Origin of the sequence: Sphingomonas gilva, from assembly GCF_003515075.1 — a bacterium.
Classification (GTDB): Bacteria; Pseudomonadota; Alphaproteobacteria; order Sphingomonadales; family Sphingomonadaceae; genus Sphingomonas; species Sphingomonas gilva.
The window spans coordinates 730,294-748,850 of sequence record NZ_QWLV01000002.1; the positions used below are offsets into that span (position 1 = coordinate 730,294).

At 66.6% G+C, this 18,557-nt stretch carries 14 protein-coding genes and 1 tRNA gene; 8 read left to right on the forward strand and 7 right to left on the reverse strand.

Going from position 1 to position 18,557, the window contains the following annotated elements; all coding sequences use genetic code 11:
• The first annotated feature begins 105 nt into the window (after positions 1-105).
• From infA to D1610_RS08090, 8 genes are all read left to right on the forward strand, one after another.
• Positions 106-324 carry a translation initiation factor IF-1 gene (infA, locus tag D1610_RS08055; protein ID WP_010162480.1) on the forward strand — a complete coding sequence of 73 codons (219 nt, stop codon included), beginning with the start codon at positions 106-108 and terminating at the stop codon, positions 322-324.
• 15 nt (positions 325-339) lie between these two features.
• Positions 340-912, forward strand: a complete 573-nt coding sequence (locus D1610_RS08060; protein WP_118863591.1) for a Maf family protein — start codon at positions 340-342, stop codon at positions 910-912.
• A complete protein-coding gene (locus D1610_RS08065; protein WP_118863592.1) occupies positions 909-1,844 on the forward strand; it encodes a ribonuclease in 936 nt (311 codons plus the stop codon). The genes D1610_RS08060 and D1610_RS08065 overlap by 4 nt, the downstream gene beginning before the upstream one ends.
• A gap of 4 nt (positions 1,845-1,848) precedes the next feature.
• On the forward strand, positions 1,849-2,025 hold the full coding sequence (locus D1610_RS08070) for a DNA gyrase inhibitor YacG (protein ID WP_118863593.1): 177 nt from the start codon (positions 1,849-1,851) through the stop codon (positions 2,023-2,025).
• 28 nt (positions 2,026-2,053) lie between these two features.
• A tRNA-Phe gene (locus D1610_RS08075) sits at positions 2,054-2,129 on the forward strand.
• A gap of 149 nt (positions 2,130-2,278) precedes the next feature.
• A complete protein-coding gene (locus tag D1610_RS08080; RefSeq protein WP_245942038.1) occupies positions 2,279-2,752 on the forward strand; it encodes an RNA polymerase sigma factor in 474 nt (157 codons plus the stop codon).
• A complete protein-coding gene (locus tag D1610_RS08085; protein ID WP_118863595.1) occupies positions 2,749-3,759 on the forward strand; it encodes a FecR family protein in 1,011 nt (336 codons plus the stop codon). Before D1610_RS08080 ends, D1610_RS08085 begins: the two co-directional genes overlap by 4 nt.
• Positions 3,760-3,858: 99 nt before the next feature.
• Positions 3,859-7,221 (forward strand): TonB-dependent receptor, encoded by a 3,363-nt coding sequence (locus D1610_RS08090; protein ID WP_245942039.1) that lies wholly within the window; start codon positions 3,859-3,861, stop codon positions 7,219-7,221.
• A 74-nt stretch (positions 7,222-7,295) separates the two neighbouring features.
• Here the strand turns inward: D1610_RS08090 and D1610_RS08095 are convergent, their stop codons facing one another.
• The 7 genes from D1610_RS08095 to D1610_RS08125 all read right to left on the reverse strand — a co-directional run bounded on the left by D1610_RS08095 (position 7,296) and on the right by D1610_RS08125 (position 18,426).
• Positions 7,296-8,045 (reverse strand): FadR/GntR family transcriptional regulator, encoded by a 750-nt coding sequence (locus D1610_RS08095; RefSeq protein WP_118863596.1) that lies wholly within the window; start codon positions 8,043-8,045, stop codon positions 7,296-7,298.
• A 94-nt stretch (positions 8,046-8,139) separates the two neighbouring features.
• Positions 8,140-11,010, reverse strand: coding sequence for a TonB-dependent receptor (locus D1610_RS08100; RefSeq protein WP_222926962.1), 2,871 nt, complete (start codon positions 11,008-11,010; stop codon positions 8,140-8,142).
• A 172-nt stretch (positions 11,011-11,182) separates the two neighbouring features.
• On the reverse strand, positions 11,183-12,049 hold the full coding sequence (locus D1610_RS08105) for a rhamnogalacturonan acetylesterase (protein WP_118863773.1): 867 nt from the start codon (positions 12,047-12,049) through the stop codon (positions 11,183-11,185).
• Positions 12,049-12,801 (reverse strand): SDR family NAD(P)-dependent oxidoreductase, encoded by a 753-nt coding sequence (locus D1610_RS08110; RefSeq protein WP_118863597.1) that lies wholly within the window; start codon positions 12,799-12,801, stop codon positions 12,049-12,051. Before D1610_RS08110 ends, D1610_RS08105 begins: the two co-directional genes overlap by 1 nt.
• 5 nt (positions 12,802-12,806) lie before the next feature.
• Positions 12,807-14,090, reverse strand: coding sequence for an MFS transporter (locus D1610_RS08115; protein WP_222926964.1), 1,284 nt, complete (start codon positions 14,088-14,090; stop codon positions 12,807-12,809).
• Between the two features lie 11 nt (positions 14,091-14,101).
• The gene (locus D1610_RS08120; RefSeq protein WP_118863599.1) at positions 14,102-16,282 is read right to left on the reverse strand and encodes an alginate lyase family protein; all 2,181 of its coding nucleotides are present in this window, start codon (positions 16,280-16,282) and stop codon (positions 14,102-14,104) included.
• Positions 16,279-18,426, reverse strand: a complete 2,148-nt coding sequence (locus D1610_RS08125) for a polysaccharide lyase 6 family protein (protein WP_245942040.1) — start codon at positions 18,424-18,426, stop codon at positions 16,279-16,281. The genes D1610_RS08120 and D1610_RS08125 overlap by 4 nt, the downstream gene beginning before the upstream one ends.
• Positions 18,427-18,557 lie beyond the last annotated feature (131 nt).

Here is an 18,557-nt window from a genome sequence, read left to right on the forward strand (position 1 = left end):
TTGGAGCGCCGCTGTCCACCCCTTGCGGCGGGACGCTTCCCTTTTTGCATCGGCTTCGCTAAGGCGGCGCGTCTCGTTTTCAGCACCATTTGCAGGCGGTATTGTTTGGCCAAGGAAGAACTTCTCGAAATGCGCGGCCAAGTGGTCGAGCTTCTCCCCAACGCGATGTTCCGCGTGAAGCTGGAGAATGACCACGAAATCCTCGGCCATACCGCGGGCAAGATGCGCAAGAACCGCATCCGCGTGCTGGTGGGCGACGAGGTGCTGGTCGAGCTGACTCCTTATGACCTGACCAAGGGCCGGATCACCTACCGGTTCAAGTAAGCGGCCGCGCTTTCGATGGCCGCGCCGCTGATTCTCGCATCCTCCAGCCCCCGCCGACGCGATCTGCTCGCGCGGCTCGGCGTCATGCCCCTGCGCTGCGAATCGCCCGATATCGATGAAACCCCGCTGAAGGGCGAACTGCCCCGCGCGTATGCGCTCCGCCTGGCGGAGGAGAAGGCGCGCGCCGTCGTCCGCGCGGACGACGAGGCGGTGATCGCCGGCGACACCACCATCGCGCTCGGCCGCCGCATCCTGCCGCCCGCGGCGGACGCCGATGTCCAGCGCGACCTGCTCCAGCGCCTCTCCGGCCGCCGCCACCATTGCCTGTCCGCCGTGACCGTGATCGCGCCCGACGGCCGGCTGCGCACGAAGCTCGCCGACACCATCGTCGCGTTCAAACCGCTGACGACGGCCGAAATCGAAGGCTATATCGCCACCGGTGAGGGTCTGGGAAAGGCCGGCGGCTACGCCATCCAGGGCCGCGCCGAGGCGTTCGTCCGCTTCCTCCACGGCAGCCATTCGGGCGTGATCGGCCTTCCCCTCTTTGAGACGCGCGCGCTGTTGGCCTGGGCTGGCGTGATCGCGTGAGCGAATGGCTCTACGAAGCGGGCATCGGAGAAGATCGCGCCGCGCTGATCGAGCATGGCGAGATCGCGGTCGCGCGCATCGCCGTCCATGACCCCGGCCTGCGGCTCGGCGCGGTGCTCGGCGCGACGCTGGTTGAAGGCGGCCGCCTCGCCCGCGTCGCGCTCGACTGCGGCGGCGAGGCCATGCTCTCCCCTATCCCGCCGGGCCTGACCGTCGGCCGGCACCTCACTGTCGAGATCGTCCGCGAGGCCATTCCCGAGCATCGCCGCCCCAAGCTGCCCAAGGCCGTCCCGACCGATGCGCCAGCAAAGCCCGGCCCCGATCTGCTCGCCGAGATCACCGCGACGGGCGTCCCCGTCCGCCGCATCCGCCCGCATGAACCTGACGCGCTCGAGAGCGCAGGCTGGTCCGAGCTGCTCGAAGAGTCCGCGACCGGCGAGATCGCCTTTCCCGGCGGCGCGCTGCGCATGGCGGTCACCCCGGCAATGACGCTGTTCGACGTCGATGGTGACGGCGATCCTGCCAGGCTCGCCATCGCAGCCGCCGGCGCGGTCGCGCGCGCGATCCGGCGGATGGGCATCGGCGGCTCGATCGGCGTCGATTTTCCCACCCTCGCCAACAAGGCCGAACGGGGCGCGGTCGCCGAAGCATTCGACGCCGCGATGATCGCGCCGTTCGAGCGCACTGCGGTCAACGGTTACGGCTTCCTCCAGGTCATCCGCCCGCGCGCCCGCGCCTCCCTTCCCGAATTGCTCGCCTCCGATCCCGCCGCGGCGGAGGCGCGCGCACTGCTCAGGCGCATCGAGCGAACCCCGCCGCCGGGCGTAGCGGTCGAACGCGTGTCCCTTTCGGCGCTCGCCGCGCTCAAACCCGAATGGATCGCCGAGCTCCACCGCCGCACCGGAACCGCCACCCGCTTCGAGGCGTCATAGCGTCATGGCCAAATCAGAAACCTGCCCCCTCTGCGGCAAGCCCGCAAGCAAGGACGACATGCCGTTCTGCAGCCGCGGATGCCGCGATCGCGATCTGCTGCAATGGCTCGGCGAAGGATATCGCATCCCCGGCCGCACGGTTGATCCGGATGGGCTGGACAGCCCGCCCGAGCCCCATTAAGGGCGCTGCTTCCGGTCTTCTCCGGCATGCCCAGGTAGCTCAGTTGGTAGAGCATGCGACTGAAAATCGCAGTGTCGGCGGTTCGATCCCGTCCCTGGGCACCATCCCTCGCCTGACGATGCGATGCCGGTCCCTCTGAAGGGGCGACTTTTTCCAGAAGCTCGCTGTCCATTTGCGCGGCTTGCACGTCTATCCCTAAAGTGAGCCCATGGGGGATGCGTTGCGCGGGAAGCGAGGACGTTCGACTGAGCAGTTGAGCTATCGGTGGCGGCCGGCGCTGATGGCGTTCTTCCTGCGCCGCGTCGACAGCCGCGCGGAGGCGGAGGACCTGACGCAGGAGGTGCTGCTGCGCATGCTCGACTGCGACCTGCCGGCGGGCGAGCCGGACAGCTACATCTTCAGGATCGCGCAGAACCTGCTTATCGACCGCGCCCGCAAGACGATGGTGCGCGACCGTTACCGGCAGCGTGTCGCACATGAGCCGGAGCGGATGCTCGACCCGCTCGATCCGCACCGCATCGCCGCCAGCCGCGAGCAACTGGCCGCCTTCGCCGCAGCGCTCGCCGAGCTGCCCGAGCGGACGCGGACGATGTTCATCCTGTTCCGCCTCGAAAATCTCAGCCAGGAGACGATCGGCGCCGCATACGGCATCTCGGCCAGCGCGGTGAAGCAACAGATCGGCAAGGCGATGGCGACGCTCTCCGGCAAGATGCGGGACCTACGATGACCGGCGCGGCGAACGACCAGCAGGACGAACGGGATACCGAGGCCGCCCTGTGGTGCCTGAGCCTCGCGGAGGGCGAGCTGCCGCCGGGCGAGCGCGAGGCGTTCGACCGCTGGTTCGCCGATCCGGCCAATGCGAGCGCCTTCGAGGACGCGGCGCGCGTCTGGAACGCCGCCGGGGGGGCCGCCGACATGCCGGAGCTGATCGGCATGCGCGGCGCGGCGCTCGCCTCCTATCGCCGCGCGAGCGGGCGGCGATGGACGGTGCAGTCCGGTGGCCCGTGGCGCTGGGCGCTCGCGGTGGCGGCGGTGCTCGTCCTCGCCATCGTCTCGTTCACGCTGCTCCATGATCCGCGCCGGCATTATGAAACCAGGGTGGGCGAACGCCGCGTCGCGATCCTCGACGACCGCTCCCGCCTCACGCTCGACGCCGACAGCCGCGTCGATGTCGGGCTGGGCGAGGATCGCCGGGAGCTCGTGCTGGTGCGCGGCCGCGCACGGTTCGACGTCGCGAAGGATCCGCTCAGGCCCTTCACCGTCGCCGCGGGGGACAAGCTCGTCGTGGCGACCGGCACCTCGTTCAGCGTGGAGATGGTCGGCCGCGAGGTTCGCGTCCTGCTCTATGAAGGCCATGTGTCGGTCATCGACCGCGATCCGCCGGCCCCGGCGAAGGCGGCGGCCGAGGCGCGCCCGCTCCTCGCCGGGCAGGAGATGATCGCGACAATCGATGCCCCCGCCGCGGCGACCGTGGTCAAGGCCGTTTCCGCCCAATCCTCTTCCTGGCAGAACGGCCAGCTGAGCTTCGACGAGGAACCGATCGCGCTCGCCATCGCCCGGATGAACCGCCATTCCGAGGTCAAGCTCGTGCTCGGCGACGCGGGGGCGGCGCGCACCCGCGTCAACGGCGTGTTCACCGCGGGCGACGTCGAGGCCTTCGTCGAGGGCGTGACCATGCTCGGCGGCCTTCATGCCGAGCGCACGCCCGGGCGGGTGACGCTGACGAGCGGCTGACGAAACGGGGGACGTGCCGGTCATCGCTGTCCCTACGCCTTCGTCGCACGTCTTACCCTGTGACGGCACAAAACATGCCGCGCTGAGGAGGGGGACATCATGATCGCGAAGGCACGTTTCGCATATTCGCTTGCCGCATGGACGCTCGCGGCGTCGCTGGCCGCAGGGAGCGCTGCCGCGCCGGCCCACGCGCAGGACCAGGCCTACAGCTTCGATATCCCGTCGCAGGATCTGGGCGGCGCGCTGAAGGCGTTCGCGCAGGTCACGCGCGAACAGATCACCTTCAACGCGGCGGACATGCGCGGCAAGCGCGCACCCGCGCTCAAGGGCAGCTATCCGGCGGCGACGGCGCTTGACCTGCTGCTGCGCGGCTCGGGCATGGTGGCGGAACGCGGGCGCACGGGCCTCATCATGGTGCGGCCGGAGATGGGCCTGCATGGCAAGGACACCAGCGGACCCGTGCAGGAAGCGACCGACGCCGAGGTTGCCCAGGCGCAAGCGGAGCCGGTGGGGCCGGACATCATCGTGACGGCGCAGAAGCGCGAGGAATCGATCCAGGACGTGCCGATCGCGGTCAGCGCGTTCTCGGGGGAGTCGCTCGAAGATCTGAAGATCGAGGGCGGGTCCGAACTGCTGCGCGCGGTGCCCAACGTGACCTTCTCGAAGGCCAACTTCTCGGGCTACAACTTCTCGATCCGCGGCATCGGCACCAAGGCGGTGTCGTCGAGCACCGATCCTGCCGTGGCGGTCAGCTTCAACAACACGCCGCTCATCCGGAACCGGCTGTTCGAGCAGGAATTCTTCGATATCGAGCGGGTCGAGGTGCTGCGCGGGCCGCAGGGCACGCTCTACGGCCGCAACGCGACCGGCGGCGTGGTCAACGTGCTGCCGGCGCTGCCCGTCTACAGCTTCGAAGGCATGGCCAAGGTCGAGGTGGGCAATTACGACACCCGCCGCGCCAGCGGGATGATCAACGTGCCGTTGACCGACAATTTCGCGGTGCGCGCAGCGGGCGCCTACACCAAGCGCGAGGGGTTCGATTACAACAGCTTCAACGACACCCGCGTCAACGGCCGGGACCTGTGGTCGACGCGCTTGTCCGCCCAATGGGAGCCGTTCGACGGCTTCCGCGCCAACTTCATCTGGCAGCATTTCGAGGAGGACGACAACCGCTCACGCACCGGCAAGCAGCTGTGCACGCGCGACGAGGGACCGACGATGATCGGCGATACCGCCGTCAACGAAAATATACGCGCCCGGCTCAGCCAGGGCTGCAAGCCCGGATCGCTGTTCGACGAAGCGGCCTATGGCGTGGTCAACGCCGGGAGCTTTCCGCATGTATTCATCCCCAGCAACATCACTTACGGATTCGAATCCAACCCGAATGGCTCGGCCAATTTCAACGCTCCGATCAGGGCCGTTCCTCCCAATGTCGATCCCTATGCGGGGCGCGTGCAATCGCGCAACCTGCGCGAGATCGAAACCAGCTACGATCCCGTATTCCGCGCCAAGAACGACTTGTTTCAGTTCAATCTCGAATTCGGGCTGACCGACGGGCTGCAACTGATCACCCAGACGGCATATGCGCGCGATCGCTATTACTCGTCGCAGGATTACAACCGCTTCGTCTCCAACCCCATCTTCGGAGATTCGACCGACCCCGGCCTCGTCAACGTCTCGAGCACACCTGTGCTCTGGCCTAACGCAACGCCCGGGGGCATATACACTGATCCGCAACTCGGCCCGTCAAGCCGCATGCTCTCGGTCGATCTCAGCCAGTCGGCTAGCGAACAATGGAGCCAGGAACTACGGCTTCAATCCTCATGGGACGGACCGTTCAACTTCAGCGTTGGGGCTAATTATCTCGATTTTAGCGCCGAAGATGATTATTATGTATTCAACAATTTTTTCTCTTTGATTGCGGAATATTTTTATAATAGGGAAACAATACGTCAACCTGATCTTATAATTGAGACGACACAGGACTGTCAGCCAACGGGTCCGTTCGATGCCGGCCCGGACTGCATCTATATCGATCGCAATCCACTGGAATCCATCAATGGTGACGGCCATAATTACTTTCGCAGCAAGAATGTCGTTCGTACCGAATCCTGGGCGCTGTTCGGCGAGGCGTATGTCAACGTCACGGATAACTTCAAGCTGACCGGCGGCTTGCGCTATACGGACGATAACAAGACCAGCACGCCCTATCCCAGCCAGCTGCTGCTGGGCCTGGGAACGGGGATGTCGGGGTCGACAGGCGGCAAGGTGGCGCGCGGTTTCGTGGCGCAACCGGATATCGATCAGCGATGGACGCGCTTCAGTGGCCGGGCGGTCGCCGACTGGACCCCGCGATTGTCCTTCACCGACGATACGCTGATCTACGCGTCCTTCGCGCATGGCTACAAGGGTGGCGGCTCCAATCCCCCGCGCGTCGATTTCGACCCGAACATCGTTCGTTTCCAGCCGCTCGCCCAGACATTCGAACCGGAATATGTCAACGCGTTCGAGATCGGCACCAAGAATGTGCTGATGGATGGCCGGCTGACGCTCAACCTCACCGGCTTCTATTACGACTACACCAACTATCAGGTGTCGCAGATCGTCGATCGCATCTCCCTGAACGAGAATTTCGACGCACGCAGCATGGGGCTGGAATTCGAGATGGCCTGGCGACCCTCGCGCAGCTTCCGGCTCGACGCCAATCTCGGCTATCTCGACACCCGCATCGCGGATGGCGAGCAGTCGATCGACGTCATGGACCGGACCCAGGGCAATGAGGATTGGGTCGTGGTGCGGCCCTGGGTGCAGGTTCCATCCAACTGCATCGCGCCGCGCGAAGCGGTCGAGACCATCGTCGGTTCGTTCCTTGGCCCAGACATTGGCACCTTCGGCCTGGCGGGGCTGTGCAGCGCTTCGAACCGCATCGGCGATTACATTACTGAAACAGTCGGCGGCGGTGGTCTTCCGTTCGATGCGCTGTATCGGTTCGTCTACGATCCGCTGCTGCCGTACGACCCGAACCTGAGCCCGATCGACGTGCTGGGCGGCACCGCGCCACGCAGCGGCGCGCCGAACGGCGGCCAGGGCTTCTACGCCGATCTTGGCGGCAACGAGCTGCCCAATTCGCCGCACCTGACCTTCAACGTCGGCGCGCAATACACCTTCTTCCTCGACGCGTTCGAACTGACCTTCCGCGGCGACTATTACCGCCAATCGGAAAGCTTCGCCCGTGTCTACAACACCGAATATGACCGGCTGCGCGGATGGGACAACGCCAATCTGGCGGTGACGCTGGAGAACCGCGACTGGGATTTGGTGCTGCAGGCCTATGTGAAGAACGTGTTCGACAACACGCCGATCACCGACGCCTTCACCAATTCGGACGACACCGGCCTCACCACCAACGTCTTCACGCTCGATCCGCGCATCATCGGGTTCAGCGTCATGAAACGCTTCTAGCTTCCGCCACCTCTCTCAGGGGCGACCTCTCGGCGGGCGGCGTCATGCGCCGTCCGCCGTTTTTCCGGGCGGCCTCAGCCCAGCTGCGTCGTCATCAGGAAGCGCGCGCGGCTCTCCGCCGCCTTTCTCTGCAGCTCGCGCATCTCGCGCTCCTCGGCCGCGTCGAGCATCGATTCGAGCAGGCGGTTGAAGTGTCGCCGCATGGCGAGCCGGGCGCCCTGCGGGTCGCGGCGGCGCAGTGCGTCGACGATCGCGCCGTGCTCGGCCTGGCGGGTCTTGCCGTCGTGCTGGCAGACCGAGGCGTGGGTCGCGCGCACCTCGGGCAATTCGGTGCGCAGCCGCCACAGCGTGCGGATAACATGGATGATCGCGCCGTTGCCCGACGCGGCGGCGATGGTGGTGTGGAACTCGCGGTCGGCGGCGTTGATGCTGTCCTCGTCGGCCTCGTCGTTCGCCATCACCTCGAGCAGACCATCCAGCTTCTCGATGTCGCCTTCCGAAATGATCGGCGCGGCAAGCGCGGCGGCCTCGGCCTCGAACAGCGATCTTGCCTCGGTCAATTCGAAGGCGCTCACCTTCGGCAGCCGCTCGCCGCCGGTCGTGGCGCCATCGGGCGAGACATAGACGCCGGAGCCTGTCTTGATCGCGACGCGCCCCGTCGCCTGCAGCGCGATCTCCGCCTCGCGGATGGTGACTCGGCTGACGCCGAAGCGCTCGGACAGTTCACGCTCTCCGGGCAGGCGCGATCCAGGCGGGAACACCCCTTCCTCGATCAGCGCGATGATCTGGTCGGCGATATCCTGGAAGAGCCGTCGATCAGCCATGTTCAGTCCAATTCCCCGCGATAGGCATGGAGAATGTCATAGTCGCTGCACCGGCGCAGGCAAGCGCCGCCGGGAATGCCCGGCGGCGAAGCCGTCAGATGCGGACGCGGACGCTGAGGAAGTATTTCGAGCCATAATAATGGTATTGGCGAATGCTGCCCTTGACCGGCATGTCGGTGATCTTGGGCTCGTTGAAGATGTTGAGCGCCTCGGCGCGGAGCGAGATGTTGCGGTTGACCTGGTAGGTCGCGCGCAGATCGAACGTCTCGTTGTCACGCACATAGCGCAGCTGGTTGTTGCCGCCGACAAAGTCCTGATAATAGCCAGAGCGGTAGTTGAAGATGCCCTGCAGCGAGACCGGTCCCGCATCGTAATAGGCCTGCGCCGACAGCACGTGCTTCGAATAGCCAGAGATGTTGGCCGGCGGGATCAGCCCCTGCGTCACTTCTCCGGTATCGAGATCGACGACGTCGCCAAGGTCGATGTCCTGCGTCTCGAAATCGGAGTCGGCATAATTGTAGCTGACCTTGCCGCCCAACCCGTCGAACGGCGCGGGCAGCCAGGTGAAGCGGTTGGCCAGCGTCAATTCGAACCCGTAGATGCGGCTCTGATCGTCGCTGTTCCGCGTCTGGGTGACGGGGATCGTCACCGTCTCGCCGCCGATGACGAAATCCTCGTCGATCCGCACCGGGATGAAGCCGCCGGTGAACTTCTTGTAATAGACCGTGCCGGAAAGGATCGTGTCCGGATTGGGATAATATTCGAGCGCGGCGTCGGCGTTCCACGACATCAGCGGCTCCAGCCGTGGGCTGCCATTGGCGTCGATCCCGTCGATCGCCTCCTCGATAGTGGTGAAGGCCTCGCCGTCATCCAGCCGGATGGTGCGGCCAGCGCCCAGGCTGCTCGGCGCGGGACGCGACATCGCGCGATAACCGGCGAGGCGCAGAAGCAGGTTCCGGTCGAGCTCGAAGATCGCATTGATGCTGGGCAGGAACCTGGTCGTCTCGTTCTCGATCGTCACCCCCACGAACGAATCGTCGACCGGTTCCAGGGTGATGGCGCCGGTGTCCGGATCGACATCCACCTCAAGATCGGCGCGCAACCCGCGCGAGGTGACATGGGTGTTGACCACGCGCACGCCGAAATTGCCGCGAACCGGCATGTCGCCCAGCGTCGAATCGTACGACGCCATGACATAGCCCGCCCAGGTGTTTTCCTCGACGTCGCGATTGGCGGGATCGCGGACGTCCTCGTTGCCGCCGGGATCCTCGGTGCCGAGATAGCCGCGGAACAGGCAGATCGGATCGAACGTCGCCCAGCTGCTGATCGAGTTGCCCGGCGCGTCCGACAGGAAGTCGCGCTGCGGGAACACCGTGCGGCAGGCGAGGTTCACGTCGCGATCGACGTTGCGATCGTTCTGGGTGATCTCAACCCGATCGTCGAAATCCTCGTAGGTGAGCTTCGTGTAACGCGCGCCGGCGTCGATCTGGCTGAGGAAGCCGCCATCGAGCTGATAGTTGACGTCGAACCGCCCCGCCCAGATCTCGTTCTCGCGCTGTGTCTGGTCGCGGCGGATGCGCGCGTCGTCGCTGAACAGGTCGTGGTTGGTGATGTCGAAGCGCGGATCGAAGGTGATCGTCGGCGCGTAGCCGTTCTCGATCGTGTAGGTATAGGGCACGCGCTGGTTGTTGAGCGGCGTGCGGTTGCCGTAGATGTCGAGCGGATCGGAACGCAGGCGGGTGGAGCGTTCGATCTCGACGCGCTTGGTGCCCGAATAGGAGGCGTCGGCGGAGAGCGTCAGCCGATCGGTCGCCTCCCATGCGATGTCGATGCCGCCACCCAGATATTCCTCGCCGCGCTCGAGCAGGGTCGAGGTCGATTCGAGCGAGGAGACGCCGCTGTAGGATTCGAGGAAGCGCCCCTCCTCGTTGATCACGCGGTTGGAGATGCTGTACCGGCCCTCGGACAGGTTGAGGTCGTGCCGCTCCTCGGAAAAGTCGCGGTTCGAATATTGCGCGTCGATATTGATGTCGAGCGTGTCGCTCGGCTGCCACTGGATCGCGCCGAACAGCGCATCGCGGCGATCATGCTCGACGATCTGGCGGAAGGTGATCGCATTGGGCGCGAGGTAGAAGGGCGTGTCCTCGCCGCGGTCCACCTCGGGGCAGTTGCCGGTGACGGTCTGCGTCGCGTCGCACGCCACCCAGGTCGTGCTCGCCGCCAGCGTCTCTTCGGGGTTGCTCGTCTCGTTGCGCTGCGCGCCCAGCGAGATGCCGATGCGCCCCAGCCCGGTTTCGAACTGGTCGACATAGGAAAGGGTGGCGCGATAGCCGAAGGGATCGTCCGTGCCGATCCGCTCGCCATAGGGATTGTAGTTGCCCTTGAGCTCCGCCTGGATGCGGGTGCGATTGAAGTCGAGCGGGCGGAGCGTCTCCAGCTCGATCGTGCCGGCGACGCCGCCTTCGACCAGATTGGCTTGCTGCGTCTTGTAGATCTTGATGTTGTTGATCAGCTCGGAGGGGAACTGGTTGAAGTTCACCGCGCGGTCGCCGGAGCCGTTGGAGGCATCGCGGCCATTGAATGTGGCGTTGGAAAGGAAGGGCCCCAGGCCCCGGATCGCGATCTCCGACGCATCGCCCTTTTCGCGATGCGTGGTCGCGCCGGTGATGGTCTGGATCGCCTGGCCGACCGACAGCGCCGGCAGATCGCCGATATCGTCGGACGAGAGTGCATCGACGATGGCGGTCTCGCGCCGCTTGGTCTCGATCGAGGTCTGGATCGTTTCGCGGATGCCGGTGACGATGATCTCATCGCCCTCGGAGGCTCCCTCTTCAGCGACCGGCGCGTCCTGCGCGTCCTGCGCGGCCGCCATTGCCGGCAGGGCGAGCGCGGCGGTCGCGCAGCCCAGCAGCAGAGCCATCCGGCGTCCCGCGAAACCATTGGCGTTGTCTTGCGCGCTGCGCATCAGCTTTCCTCCCAACTTATCTTTATACCGGCTTGCTGAACCCAATACCGGAAATTGTCAACGGATTTATACATACCTTTAATGTCTCATTTCTCCGATTAATGTCTATACCAATTGGTAGAGTACAAAAATTCCCCCGGCGACGACAGCCGCCGGGGGCAGGGAGAGAGATTTACGGCAGCAGCTGGCTGCGCAGATTGGGGGCTACGCCTGCGAGATCGCGCGCGACGAGCCTGGCGAAGACGTTGGCGCCGACATCGCCGACATGGGTGTAGTCGAACTTGCGCGTCACCCGCCCGCGCGGCGCCTTGGCGTTTGCCGGAGGCGCATCCGCGGTTTCAGGCGCCGGACGCGGCTTGAGCGTCGTCCCGGCGACCGCCGCCGCGCGCTCCTCCGCCGTCGGCGGCTCCTGCGCGAGCTCGAGCGAGGTCTCCGGCCCCATCCGCGTCACCGCTGCGGCGCTGGTCCGGTTGAGATCGACCAGAGCCGCCCCCGTCGCCGCCGCGACCTTGCGCACCTCTTCGGACCAGGGCTCCAGCGTATTCCTGAGCTTGCCGTCCCGGAACTCGCGCCGGGTGAGCGGCGTCAGCAACACGGGAATTGCGCCGGCCGCGCGCACCTCCGCCACCATCTTCGTCAGATTGGCCGGAAATTCGGTGGTCATGTCGGTCCAGCGCTCGGGCCTGGAGGACTGGTCGTTATGGCCGAACTGGATCAGCACATAGGTTTCGCGATAGCCGGGCACCCTCGCCTCGGCGAGCGCGATGTCCCATGATCCTTCGGCGCGATAGCTGCGCGTGCTGCGCCCGCCGCGCCCCGCATTGAGGCACGCGACCGACGATTTCACATGCCGCGCGCAAAAGGCGGAGGCCCAGCCCGAATGCGGCGCCATGGTCGAATCGCCGACCAGGATGATCTTGTAGGGCTTGAGCGGCGGCGCGTCGGTCCGCTCCCTGGGTACGGGATCGCCCGCCTCGCGCGGCGGCGAGGGCGCGGCCTGCACCGGTGCGGCAGCGAGCAACGCAAGCGCCGTCAGCATCATGAGAAGCCCAGCCCGCCGTTGATGTCCATGTTGACGCCGGTCAGGAAGGCCGATGCATCGGAGGCGAGGAAGGCGATCGCCTCGGCCACCTCCTCGGGCTTCCCTTCGCGCCGGAGCGGCGTGTTGCCCGCGGTCGCCAGTCGCCCTTCGGGCTTGGAGAAGATGTCGTGGAAGCTGGTGCCGATCAGGCCGGGGCACACCGCGTTCACCCGGATGCCCTGCGGCCCCATCTCCTTCGCCCAAGCGCGGGTCAGCGTCATCAGCGCGCCCTTGGCGGTGGCGTAGATCGATGCGCCCGGCCCGCCGCCGTCGCGCCCGGCGAGCGAGGAGACGTTGACGATCGCGCTGCCTTCACCCAGCAGCGGCTTGGCCGCCTTGGTGACGAGGAAGGCGCTTTTGAGGTTGAGCGTCATCACCTCGTCGAAGAAGCCCTCGTCCATGTCGTCGAGCGTCTTCCGGGCGACCATGCCGCCCGCGCAGTTGACCAGGATGTCGATCCGCCCGCCAAAGGCCCCGCGCGTCTCCTCGATCAGCCGGGCGACATCGTCCGCCTTGGTGACATCGGCCCGCACCACCAGCGCGCGGCCGCCCGCGTCCTTGATCGCCTGCGCGGTCGCCTCGGCCGCCGCGCTGTCGCTCTTGTAGTTGATCGCGACGGCGGCGCCCGCCCGCGCCAGCCGCAAGGACACCGCGCGGCCAATATCGCGGCCGCCGCCGGTGACGAGCGCGACCTTGTTGGTGAGATCCATGAAAGTCAGTCCTTCTTTTCTTCGATGGGGGCGATCCGGCCGCCGAGCAGCCAGACCGAAATGAGCGAGAGGGGAACGATGGCGGCGCCCAGGATGAAGATCGGCGCGTAGCTGACCTCGGTCATCGCCGGCACCAGCCAGGTGGTGATGAGCGTGCCGGCCACCGCCGCGGTGCCGCTGACGCCGGCAAGCGTGCCGACCGCGCCGCCGCCGAAATAGTCGGACGGCAGCGTCTGGATGTTGCCGATCGCCATCTGGAAGCCGAACAGGATCGCGGCGATCAGCAGCACCGCGGTCAGCGGATCGGCCGCGCGCGCGGTCAGCAGCAGCGCGGGCAGCATGATCAGGCAGCCGATCGTGATCGCCGCCTTCCGCGCGAAGTTCACCGACTTGCCCGAAGCGATCAGCCGTCCGGCGAACCAGCCGCCGAACAGGCTGCCCAGCATCGCGCCGACATAGGGCACCCAGGCGAAATAGCCGATCTGCTTGACGTCGAAGCCGAAGGTCTCGGCGAGGTAGAGCGGCAGCCAGGACACGAACAGCCACCAGACGGGGTCGAGGAAGAAACGGCCGAGGATCACCGCCCAGCTTTCACGCCGCTTGAGCAGCTCGCCGAGCGGCGGGGCATAGCCGCTGCGCCTGGCGGCGTCCTCGGCGCTTTCGTCGTCGCCCATGATATGGCGCCGCTCGGCTTCGCTCAGCCAGGGATGCGCATCGGGATCGGACTTGTAGAACCACAGCCAGGGCAGCAGCCACAGGAAGCCGAGTATGCCGACGACGAGGAAGGTCGTCCGCCAGCCGAAGCCGACGAACAGCAGCGCCACCAAAGGCGCCGAGACGATCGCGCCGAGCGATGCGCCGGCGTTGAATATCCCTTGAGCGAACGCACGCTCGCGTGAGGGGAACCACAGCGCATTGGCCTTGGCCGCACCGGGCCAGTTGCCCGCCTCGCTGACACCCAGCGTCACGCGCAGCAGCGCCAGCAGACCCAGGCCGCGCACCAGCGCGTGCGCGGCGATCGACAGCGACCACACGACGATCGAAAGCGCGAAGCCCATCCGCGTGCCGACCACGTCGAAGATCTTGCCGAACAGCGACTGGCCGAAGGCGTAGGCCAGCATGAATACGGTGACGAGGAGCGCGTAATCCTCCTTCGACGCGCCGATGTCCTCGGACACCGCCGGCCACATCACCGCGAGCGCGTTGCGGTCGATATAGTTGATGACCGTCGCCACCGCGATCATCCCGATCACGACCCAGCGCAGGCCGCCCTTCCTGGTGCTTGTCATGGCAGCCTCCGTCATTGGTCGAAGCGGCCCACCGGGCCAGTCCATTCGAGGGTTCGTCCGCCGACCTGGGCGTTGTGCGCCACGCCCGCGGCGGTGTTGTCGGCGAAGGCGAGGACGACGGTGCGCCCCGCCTTGGTGCGGATCGTCACGATATCGGCCGCGCCCGCGCGTGCATGGCTCAGGCCGGCGATGCCGCTCTTGCTGCCGACCGTCGTCTCGGCAGCCGCGTCGTAACGGCCGTGCGGCTCGAGCAGGCTGACGAAGGTGGCGTCGCGCGCGCCGTCGACCCGCTGGATCACCACCGGCTCGCGCCTGAGGTTGAAGCGCGGATCGTTCGCTCCGCTCTCCGCCAGGATCACCTCGGCGCCCTTCGGCGGCAGCATCCGATAGGTGTAGAAGCGCCCGTGATTGAGCCAGGTGACCGTGCCTTCATCCACCGCCGGCCGCCCGGTCGCATCGACCCACAGGTGCTGATAGCCATTGGCCTTGCCCAGCACCGGCCGCGTCGTGACGTTCGATTGCAGATCGAACCCGGTCTCGATCAGATGCCCGGCATAGTGCAGCGGCAGATCGTAGCGATGCGCGGCGTCGCTCGACGCCTTCATCACATCGACCACCAACGGCTGCGCCAGCCCCTCGACATCGACCTGGGCCAGCGCGCGGCGCATGCGCACGCCCTTGTACGCGCCCGCCACCTCGGCGACCGACCAGCGCGTCGGCCCCTCGCCGTTGAAGGCGAGCTGGGTCGGCGCGACCTTCTCCGCCGTCTTCAGCTTGGCGTCGAAATGGCTGGTTTCGTCCACCACCAGCGTGTTGTGCGCGATGGTCTGCTGCGCCCAACTGTCGTTTTCGGGCAGATAGCGCCCGCCGTCCTTCGCCTCGATATTGAGGAAGCGCGCGGCGCCGTAATCGGTGACGATCGGCTGGCCCTGGTCGTAGAGCAGCCAGTGGAGCTTGTCGAAATGGCCGTGGCCCATGCCCTGCGAGGTGTTCTTGGCGACCAGCACCTGATCGTCCGCGTCCAGCCCGGCGCGCAGGATGGCGAGCGCGCCCTGGTCGCCTTCGGGTCCGTCGCGGAACAGCTTGGAGGCGAAGGGAAACGGCTTGGCCTTGCCGGCGGCGAGATCGCGCGCCACGGCGAGCCCGTCGGGCGTCAGCACCGTCCGCCCCTGCCACTGCGCGATCGACAGCAGCCCCGGATCGCGCGTCGCGCCATAGGCCACCGCGACGCCGTAGTAGAGCTCCTCGGTCTTCAGGCTCTTGTCGGGCATGGCGTCGTTGATCGGGAAGAAATAGCCGCCATGCGTCATCTGGATCGCGGTGGTGACCGCCTTCAGCACGATGCCGTCGCGATATTCGAAGATCTTGCGCCCCGGATCGTTCGCCTGGATCGCGCTGGCGAACACCACGAAGGGCTGAAGCGCGTAACGCTGGTAATAGGGGCCTTCGGCATAATAACCGTCGGGCGAGAACAGCAGATCGAGCTGGCGGAGGAATCCCGCCTTGCCGCTCTTGTCGAGCCCGAGCAGCGCCTTTTCGACCAGATCCTTGTCGCCAAGCACATAGCCGGTCATGCCGACCCCGGCATTGGCCCAGGTCGCATGGTTGTGGATGCGGTTGAACACGTGCGGCGACCCATCGGACAGGAATCGCGCCATCGGGCGGAACACGCCGTCCTCGATGGTCTTGCGCTCGGCCGGGGTCAGCGCGCCCCGGATCGCGTCATAGCCCTGGATCGCCTCGACCAGCCAGACGCTGTCGTTCAGGCTCTGCCAGAACAGCCGCCCGGCATTCTGGTTGGCGCGCGCCGGATGCGGCCCCAGGCCCGGGTAGAGCCTGGCATAGGCGAGCAGCATGTCGCGCGCGTGATCGGCATATCGGCGCTCGCCGGTGATGCGGAACAGCAGGCCCGCACCGCGGATGATCTTGTAGTTGCGCTTGTGCTGCTCGTGCGTGACGCCGCCGCCGGGGTCCCTGGGCACGGGCACGTCGATCGGCCGCTTCATCGCCGCATCGACCTCGGCGCGGGCGCGCGCTACTTCCTGAGCGAACAACGGATAGCGCCCTGCCTCGCTCGCCATCGCGGCGAGGCCCTGCGGCGGAATGAGTGCGGGCGCCTGCGCGGCGAGTGGGGACGCCGCCAGCAACAGGGCGCCCGCGACGCCGGTCAGAGCGACCCGAAACGGCGTCATTGGGCGTTCTCCATGATGTTGTTCGTGATCCTCGCGCGATCGGGGCCGCGATAATGCAGCTCCTCGATGCGCGGGGCCGGCGTCGCGGCGAAGCGGTTGCCGGTGATCGCGGTGGACGGCGTGCCGACGCTGTGCGTCACCGCGATCGGCCCCGAGCGGACGAAGCGGTTGCCGGTGATCGACGTGGTCTGCACCCCCGACAGGCGGACCGACGCGCCGCCCTTGCCGCTCGCCGTGACGGTCGATCCGGTCATGGCGAAGGTCGGCCCGGTGGTGCTCTCGTCGGTGCCCTTGCGCAGCAGGTCGGCGACCATGCCGACATTCTCGAACCGGCTGTCGGCGATGGTCACCCGGTCGGCCGAGTAGGTGCCCTTGCCGCCGGTCTCGGCCGCGCCCGCGACCACCGCGCCGGCGATGCCGGCGAAGCGGCTGTCGCCGATCGCGACCCGCCGCGCCATGGTGCCGGCCGCGGTCTTCAACACATCGCCGGAAAGCCCGCTCACCTGCACGTCCGCCAGCTCGACGGCATAGTTGGCGGTTGCGGAGGGCTCGACCGCGATCGCGTTCGCCCCGCCCGCGATCGACAGATTGGCCAAACGCAGCCCGCCTCCGCCGGTGATCGAAAAGGCGTCCCCCGCCGGCAGCAGCCGCGTCGCCGCGCCCGCGCCGGTGATGGTCAACTGATCGGCAACCGCGACCGGCGCGGCGAGGCGGAAATCGCCCTTCGCCAGCGCCAGCGTGTCGCCGCTCTCCGCCTTCGCCGCGGCCTTGGCGATCGACCCGCCGGCGGGGACCGCAATGGTCCTGCCGCTGCCGAACGCGGCTTCGGGCGCGGGACCGTACCAGGCGGCGCCGACCTCTGCGCGCTTCACCACGACCAGATCGTGCGGCGCGCCGATGCCGGCGAGCGCCGGATCGGTGGGATAGAGCAGGCCGTTCGCCCCGCGCTCCAGCTTCACCGAGCGCTCGGCGGCGTTGACGTTGCCGGCGAAGGTGACGCCCGACAGATCGGTCTCGACGCGCACCGGATCCTTGCCGTCCGCGCCGACGATCAGATTGTCGGCGATGCGCGTGTCGATCGGCGGCGCGCTGCGCTCTGCGTCGGCGCCCGCGCCCCAGGTCACGCGCGCGACGTCGATCAGGCTGTTGTTGGCGATCACCGCGTCCGCGACCTGATGATAGCGGTTGATCTTCGAATTGGGCACGCCGTTCATCAGCGCGACCGCGCTCAGGAAGCTGACCCCACGCGTGCCCTCGATATAGTTGCCGCGGACGATCTGGTCGCGGTTGATCACGCGGATGCCGCCGGTGTTCGCCTTGCCCTTGCCCAGAAAGACGTTGCGTTCGACCAGGTTGCCGTTGCCGTGGCGCAGCACCAGCGCGCCCTGCGAGGCGAGGAACAGGTTGCCGCGGACGATGTTGCCGCCGGACTTGACCGAGACGATCTCGACCTCGCCGTCGCAGCCCTCGAAGATGTTGCGTTCGACGATGGTGCTGGAATCGCTCAGCGATTCGTCGCTGGTGCCGATGCGGATCGTCTCGCCGCCGTTCGAGCCGAGCACGGGCCGGGGCCCGAAATAATTGTGATCGATGCGGTGATTGTCCGCGCGCGGCTCGTTGCGGATCACCGCCAGCGTCACGCCGGCGTTCGCCTTGCCCTCGAAGTGCGAATGATCGATCCGATTGCGCTCGCCATAGAGCGAGACCCAGCGATCCTCCTTCGTCCGGGAGGGCGGGTTGAAGCCGTCGATCACCACCTCGGTCAGGCGGCTGTCGCTCGCCGGCGTCTTCGAATCGCGGCGGAAGGCGATGACCTCCTCGGTCGGGCTGTGCCCTTCGCGGAAGACGAGGCCCGAGACGACCAGATGCCGCCCGCCGAGGCGCAGGTTCGACTGGCCGGTGATGAACACCTTGCCCTTGGTCTCGGCGGTCAGCGTGATCGGCTTGTCGGCGGCGCCCTGTCCGGTGAAGACGATCTGGAAATCGCGCCACTCGCCATTCGCCAGCACGATCGTGTCGCCCGGCCGCAACCGCTTGGCCGCGTTCGCATATTCGGCCTGGGTGCGGACGACCGTCGTTTCGGCCGCTGCCGGCATCGCGACGGATGCCAGCATGATACCGGCGATCAGATGTGAACGTCGCATGCCGACTCCTCCCGCTTCGCCGGTCCTGACCGGTCGACGCCATGTTGCTAACGCAATGGTATAGGTTATGCAACAGCAACATTCAGATATTTTGCTAGTCAGTATTTACATACCAATTTAGGGCCTCGCCA

What these genes read in the sequence shown, in the direction of transcription:
- D1610_RS08100 (WP_222926962.1), bottom strand. Translation starts at nt 11,010, where the DNA reads ATGCGCAGCGCGCAAGACAACGCCAATGGTTTCGCGGGACGCCGGATG.
- D1610_RS08105 (WP_118863773.1), bottom strand. Translation starts at nt 12,049, where the DNA reads ATGCTGACGGCGCTTGCGTTGCTCGCTGCCGCACCGGTGCAGGCCGCG.
- D1610_RS08115 (WP_222926964.1), bottom strand. Translation starts at nt 14,090, where the DNA reads ATGACAAGCACCAGGAAGGGCGGCCTGCGCTGGGTCGTGATCGGGATG.
- D1610_RS08110 (WP_118863597.1), bottom strand. Translation starts at nt 12,801, where the DNA reads ATGGATCTCACCAACAAGGTCGCGCTCGTCACCGGCGGCGGCCGCGAT.
- D1610_RS08095 (WP_118863596.1), bottom strand. Translation starts at nt 8,045, where the DNA reads ATGGCTGATCGACGGCTCTTCCAGGATATCGCCGACCAGATCATCGCG.
- D1610_RS08085 (WP_118863595.1), top strand. Translation starts at nt 2,749, where the DNA reads ATGACCGGCGCGGCGAACGACCAGCAGGACGAACGGGATACCGAGGCC.
- D1610_RS08090 (WP_245942039.1), top strand. Translation starts at nt 3,859, where the DNA reads ATGATCGCGAAGGCACGTTTCGCATATTCGCTTGCCGCATGGACGCTC.
- D1610_RS08070 (WP_118863593.1), top strand. Translation starts at nt 1,849, where the DNA reads ATGGCCAAATCAGAAACCTGCCCCCTCTGCGGCAAGCCCGCAAGCAAG.
- D1610_RS08060 (WP_118863591.1), top strand. Translation starts at nt 340, where the DNA reads ATGGCCGCGCCGCTGATTCTCGCATCCTCCAGCCCCCGCCGACGCGAT.
- D1610_RS08125 (WP_245942040.1), bottom strand. Translation starts at nt 18,426, where the DNA reads ATGCGACGTTCACATCTGATCGCCGGTATCATGCTGGCATCCGTCGCG.
- D1610_RS08120 (WP_118863599.1), bottom strand. Translation starts at nt 16,282, where the DNA reads ATGACGCCGTTTCGGGTCGCTCTGACCGGCGTCGCGGGCGCCCTGTTG.